Annotated in this window: 5 protein-coding genes; 1 reads left to right on the top strand and 4 read right to left on the bottom strand. The window is 69.9% G+C overall.

All coding sequences use genetic code 11. From position 1 onward, the window contains the following. The first annotated feature begins 96 nt into the window (after nucleotides 1-96). On the top strand, nucleotides 97-2316 hold the full coding sequence (gene paoC / locus JWQ05_RS17115; RefSeq protein ID WP_299660836.1) for an aldehyde oxidoreductase molybdenum-binding subunit PaoC: 2220 nt from the start codon (nucleotides 97-99) through the stop codon (nucleotides 2314-2316). Between the two features lie 96 nt (nucleotides 2317-2412). Here the strand turns inward: paoC and JWQ05_RS17110 are convergent, their stop codons facing one another. From JWQ05_RS17110 to JWQ05_RS17095, 4 genes are all read right to left on the bottom strand, one after another. Next, nucleotides 2413-3141, bottom strand: coding sequence for a DUF3750 domain-containing protein (locus tag JWQ05_RS17110; protein ID WP_299660832.1), 729 nt, complete (start codon nucleotides 3139-3141; stop codon nucleotides 2413-2415). Nucleotides 3142-3194: 53 nt separating this feature from the next. Further along, the gene (locus tag JWQ05_RS17105) at nucleotides 3195-4538 is read right to left on the bottom strand and encodes an MFS transporter (RefSeq protein WP_299660839.1); all 1344 of its coding nucleotides are present in this window, start codon (nucleotides 4536-4538) and stop codon (nucleotides 3195-3197) included. Between the two features lie 65 nt (nucleotides 4539-4603). Further along, nucleotides 4604-5326, bottom strand: a complete 723-nt coding sequence (locus JWQ05_RS17100) for an NAD(P)-binding domain-containing protein (RefSeq protein ID WP_299660829.1) — start codon at nucleotides 5324-5326, stop codon at nucleotides 4604-4606. After that, nucleotides 5316-5797 (bottom strand): aldo/keto reductase (locus JWQ05_RS17095; protein WP_299660826.1); only part of this gene is annotated, 482 nt, incomplete at its 5' end. The genes JWQ05_RS17100 and JWQ05_RS17095, both read right to left, overlap by 11 nt.

Raw genomic sequence — 5797 nt, 5'->3', positions numbered from 1 at the left:
TTCGCGGGCGCCAAGCCCACCCACGACAACGCCTACAAGCTGACGCTGGCCGAGCGCACGCTCGCGGCGGTGCTCATCGACGCGAGGGCCTGAGCCATGAAGTTCGACACGCCCGCGGGCCAGAACCCCATCGACCAGCTCAAGGTCGTCGGAAAGCCCCTCGACCGCATCGACGGAAAGTTCAAGACCACCGGCACCGCGCCTTATGCCTACGAGCGCCACGACGTCGCGGCCAACCAGGCTTACGGCTACGTATTGGGCGCCGGAATCGCCAAGGGCCGGGTACGCGCCATCGATGTCGGTGCCGCGCGCCGGGCGCCGGGCGTCGTCGCCATCGTCACCACCCTCGACATGCCGAAGCTCGGCCTCGGCCGGATGAACACCGCCAACCTGTTCGGCGGAGCGGAGATCCAGCATTACCACCAGGCCATCGCCGTCGTGGTGGCCGAGACCTTCGAGCAGGCGCGGGCCGCGGCCTTCCTCCTGCGCGTCGATTACGCCCCCGAGGCCGGGCGTTTCGACCTCGCCGTCGAGGCGAAGGGCGCCAAGCCCGTCTCGGGCGACAGCGGCGAGGGCAGCAGCAGCGGCGGCGAGGACCGGACGGGCGACTTCGAGGGCGCGTACGCGGCGGCCCCCGTCAAGCTCGACGAGACCTACACCACGCCGGACGAATCGCACGCCATGATGGAGCCGCACGCCACGGTCGCGGCCTGGGAGGGCGACAAGCTCACGCTCTGGACCTCCAACCAGATGATCGCCTGGGCCAAGGGCAGCGTCGCCAAGATCCTGGGGATTCCGCCCGAGAACGTCCGGGTCGATTCGCCTTATGTTGGCGGGGGCTTCGGTGGAAAGCTGTTCGTGCGCGCCGACGCGATCGTGGCGGCCCTCGCGGCAAAGGCCGCCAAGCGCCCGGTGAAGGTGGCGCTGACCCGCCCGCTCGTCGCCAACAACACCACGCACCGACCCGCCACCATCCAGCGCGTGCGCATCGGCGCGACGAAGGACGGGGCCATCACGGCGATCGCGCACGAGAGCACATCCGGAAACCTGCCCGGTGGCCGCCCCGAGACGGCGGTCGACCAGACCAAGCTCATCTATGCCGGCGCCAACCGCCTGACGGGCATGAAGATCGCCCATCTCGACCTGCCGGAGGGCAATGCCATGCGCGCGCCCGGCGAGGCGCCCGGCATGATGGCCCTGGAGATCGCGATGGACGAGATGGCGGAGGCACTGGCCCTCGACCCCATCGCGTTCCGGGTCAAGAACGACACCCAGGTGGATCCGGGGCACCCGGAGCGACCGTTCTCCCACCGCGACCTGATCGGCTGCCTCAAGCTCGGGGCCGAGCGCTTCGGCTGGGACAAGCGCAATCCGAAACCCGCTCGGGTGCGCGATGGGCGCTGGCTCGTCGGGATGGGGATGGCGGCGGGCTTTCGCAACAACCTGCTGACGAAGTCGGGCGCCCGGGTTCGCCTGAACGCGGACGGCATCGTGACGGTCGAGACCGACATGACGGATATCGGCACGGGCAGCTACACCATCATCGCCCAGACCGCCGCCGAGATGATGGGTGTCCCCATCGACAAGGTCGTCGTGCGCCTTGGCGATTCCGACTTTCCGGCCTCGGCCGGCTCGGGCGGGCAATGGGGTGCCAACAACGCGACGTCCGGCGTCTACGCGGCCTGCGTCAAGCTGCGCGAGAGCGTGGCCCAGACCCTCGGCTTCAATTCCGCCGACGCGCGCTTCTCCGACGGCGCGGTCCGCTCCGGCAACCGCAGCGTGCCGCTCGGCGACGCCGCGAAATCCGGGGAACTCGTGGCCGAGGATACCATCGAGTACGGCGATCTCTCGAAGATGAAGCAGCAATCGACCTTCGCCGGGCACTTCGTCGAGGTCGGCGTGGACGTGCACACGGCGGAGGTTCGGGTGCGGCGGATGCTGGCAGTCTGCGCGGCCGGGCGCATCCTCAACCCGAAATCCGCCCGCAGCCAGGTCATCGGCGCCATGACCATGGGCGTCGGCGCGGCCCTGATGGAGGAACTCGCCGTCGACACGAAGCGCGGCTTCTTCGTGAACCACGATCTCGCGGGCTACGAGGTGCCGGTCCACGCCGACATTCCGCACCAGGAGGTGATCTTCCTCGACGAGACCGATCCGATGTCCTCGCCGATGAAGGCCAAGGGCGTGGGCGAACTCGGCCTGTGCGGCGTCGGGGCGTCGTTGGCTAACGCCGTCTACAACGCCACCGGCATCCGGGTGCGGGACTATCCGATCACCCTGGACAAGCTCCTCGACCGGATGCCCGACGCGGCCTGACGCGGGGATTTTGCCAAACGGCCTCCTCCGCGCAGTGTCGGCGGAGGAGGTCGCTTCCCTATCGGGCGAAAAAGCACAGCGGCTGGCTGCTGCCCATCAGAACCCCAGCCGGCCGATGGCCGGCAACTTCAGCGCCGGGCGCCGGAGATCGAGGCCCGCCACGGCGCCGAGGAGGTTGACCTCCAGGCCCTCGACCCAGCCCACGGTCAGACCGAGATACCCACCGAGATTGATGCGGATGCCGGTGCGCGACGGCGTCAGACCGACCCAGCGGCCATCGTAGGGAAAGTCCTTGCCGATGGCGGTGGCGGGCAGGCTCGCCTGCATCTCGGGGACGGCGCTCATCACGGCGGCCACGAAGGTGTTCGAGTTCGGCCCCGGCCAGACCGTGTAGTCGCCCGCTCTAGCGTAGCGATAGGTCAGGATCGCCTCGCGGATGCGGGGGATCATGGCGTCCGCCGCCGCGCCGTCGGCCGCGAAGACCGCCTGGGGCGCGCTCCCGAACCAGCGTCCGTCGGGCACGAAGCGATCGATCCAGATCGGCTGGCCCCAGGCCGTGTAGTCGAAGCGCTGGTAGGCGCGGGCGCCCGCATCCTTGACGACGATCCAGCTGTGGGTGGCGATGATGCCGCGCCAACTCACCGTCCGGGCCGAGAAGATCCGCACCACCGCGTCCGGGTTCGCGGCGGCCGGCGGCAGCAGGCCCGTGCTCGACCGGTCGGCGGAGCGCCAATCGCCCCGGGTCTGGCTGAGATACAGGGCGGCGGAGACAGCGATGGGGGCGAGGTAGATCAGCACGAAGGCGAGGACGGCGATCTTGAGCAAGGCGGATCCGGAGCAGAGGAGGACCGACCCGATATGGGCCGCCGATCCGCGTTTCAGGAGGGACCAGGGACCGGGTGCGACAGGCCGTCGGTGCGTGGCGCCGCGGCTGGTCCGCCGGACGCCGCGAGGTCCTGCTGGCGCGCCTGACGCTCCTCCTGCCGGCGCCCGAGCCAGAGGCTGTTCACGAGCCAGGCGATGGAGAGCGGCACGGCCGTGACCGCCACCGCCGTCGAGCCGAGGCCGAGGGCCGCGATCCCGGCAAACGACCAGGCGCCGACCTGGTCGCCGGTGCGGTAGACCACGGTGTCGATGAAGTTCTTGGCCTTGTAGCGGTCCTCGCGCGGCACCACGGTGAACAGGACCTCGCGGATCGGCCGGGCGATGGCGAAATTGCCCGCCCGGCGCAGGACCTGGAACACCACGATGGCGGTGATCGTCGGCGAGACGGCGAGCGCCGCAAAGCCGAGGATGCTCGCGGCCGGCAGGAGGGCCAGGGCCGGCCCGATGCCGATGCGCCGGACGATCCGGCCCGTGAGGAAGAACTGTACCCCGAGGGTGAGCAGGTTCACGAGGAGATCGACGCTGGCGAAGAAGGCCGTCTGCGCGCCGCGATCGGGAAAGCTGCGTTTGGCGATGCCGGCCTGCTCGAAATACAGGAAGGTCGAGGTCACCGAGAACAGCAGCAGGAACAGGCTGATGTTGAGGAGGTAGGGCGAGCGGAAAGTGCGGGTGATGCCCGCGAAGGCCGAGCCGCCGATGGCATCGGACGGGCGCGCGTCACCCGCGACCGGGGTTTGCCGCAGGCGGTCCGACAGGCGCGCGAGGCCGCGCATGCTGAACACCGCGACTTCCAGCAGCAAGGCGGCGCCCACGAGGAGGACCCAGGTCGGCACGTCGCGGGCGAGGATCGCGGTCGTGGCCGAGCCCGCGATGGCGCCGAGCGTGGCGCCGGCCGCGATGAAGCCGAACAGCCGCTTGCCCTGCTCGGTGGAGAACACGTCGACGATGGTGGCCCAGAAGACCGAGACCACGAACAGGTTGAAGATCGAGAGCCAGATGAAGAAGGCCCGCCCGATCCAGACGTTGCCGTCGGGACCCGCGAGGAAGAGCGCACCGGCAAACAGCAGGATGTTGGCGGCGAAGAACCGGTAGGTGAGGGGCACGAACCGGGCCCGCGGCAGCGTCTTGACCAGCCAGGCGAACGGCACGTTGAGGGCCAGCATGCCGACCAGCGTGCCGGTGAACAGCCAGGGCAGGTTCTCGAGGCCGCCGGCGATCCCCATCTGGTCGCGGATCGGACGCAGCACGTAGTAGGCGGCGAGGATCGAGAAGATGTAGGCCCAGGACCAAGCCAGGGCCGGAGCCTCCCCCGGTCGGACATCGACGAGACGGCCCAGCCAGGAGGACGCGCCCGGCCCCGGCTCACGCCCGGCCGGGTACGTCCCTGGACCGGCGTCCCGGCTCAACGCGACACACCGAGGCGCGCGCCGAGTTCCGGCGCCGTGAGTTCGAGGTTGAACGTCGGGGAACCCATGGCGAAGCTGTCCGCCTTCGCCAGCGGACCGACCGCGATTGGATCGAAGCCGGCGTCGCTCACGAGCTTGGACACCGCCGCCAGGGCCTGCGCGTCGTCGCCCGCGATGGGGATCGCCATCCGGCCGCCCTCGCGGTGCGCGTTCTTGGCAAACAGCTTGTAGTTCGCCGCGTTGAAGCCGCGCACCACCCGGGCACCGGCGAGGTATTTGGCCGAGACCGCCGCGATCCCGCTCGTCTGGACTTCCCCATAGACCTCGCCGTCGCGGGCCTGGGTCGCGTTGCCGGCATCGATCACGACCTTGCCCTTCCAGGCGCCCGCATAATCCTGCGCGAGCTGCGGATAGGCCTTGTAGGGCACCGCGACGAGGATCACGTCCCCGAAGGCGATGGCCTCGGCGGGTGTGCCGGCGCTGGCCTTCGGCCCGAGGCCCTCGACGAGCCCCTTCAGCTCCTCGGGGTGGCGGGAGGAGAGCATCACCGGGTGACCGGCCTTGGCCCAGAGCCCGCCGAGCGTGCTGCCGATGTTGCCGGCGCCGATGATGCCGATGCGGGCGGGCTCGGGCGCGCCTTGAGCCTGCGCGCCCGACATGAGGGCGGCGGAGGCGGCGAGGGCCAGGACGGCGCGGCGGGAAACGCGATCAGAGTGCATCGACGAAGGTCTCCATCAGTTTGCGCTGGGCCGCATCGGGCATCGGACCGCGCGCGGCGGCCAGGTTGTCCTCGACATAGGCGGCCTTCGCCATGCCGGGGATCGGACAGGTCACGGCCTCGTGCGCGAGGACGTATTTGAGGAAGAATTGCGGCCAGGACGCGCAGCCGAACTCGGCGGCCCAGGGCGGAAGTTCGCGCCCCTGAACGGCCTTCAGCAGGCGGTCGCGTCCGAAGGGTACGTTCACCATCACGGCCACGCCGCGCTCGGCGGCCAGCGGCAGGATGCGTGCGGCCGCCTGCCGATCGTCGAGGGCGTAGTTCACCTGGACGACGTCGAGGGTCTCGCGGCGCATCAGCGCTTCGAGATCGGCGAACTGGCTGTCGCGCCAGACCGTGACGCCGAGATAGCGGATCTTCTTCTCCGCCTTCAGCGCCCGCAGCGTGGCGAGGTTCGTCTCCGGGTCGATGA

This window comes from Methylobacterium sp. (assembly GCF_028290105.1).
Taxonomy (GTDB): domain Bacteria; phylum Pseudomonadota; class Alphaproteobacteria; order Rhizobiales; family Beijerinckiaceae; genus Methylobacterium.
This window is presented reverse-complemented; position numbering and strand designations above follow the sequence as displayed.

Coding starts and splice junctions, on each gene's coding strand:
- JWQ05_RS17100 (WP_299660829.1), bottom strand. CDS start 5,326: ATGCACTCTGATCGCGTTTCCCGCCGCGCCGTCCTGGCCCTCGCCGCC.
- paoC (WP_299660836.1), top strand. CDS start 97: ATGAAGTTCGACACGCCCGCGGGCCAGAACCCCATCGACCAGCTCAAG.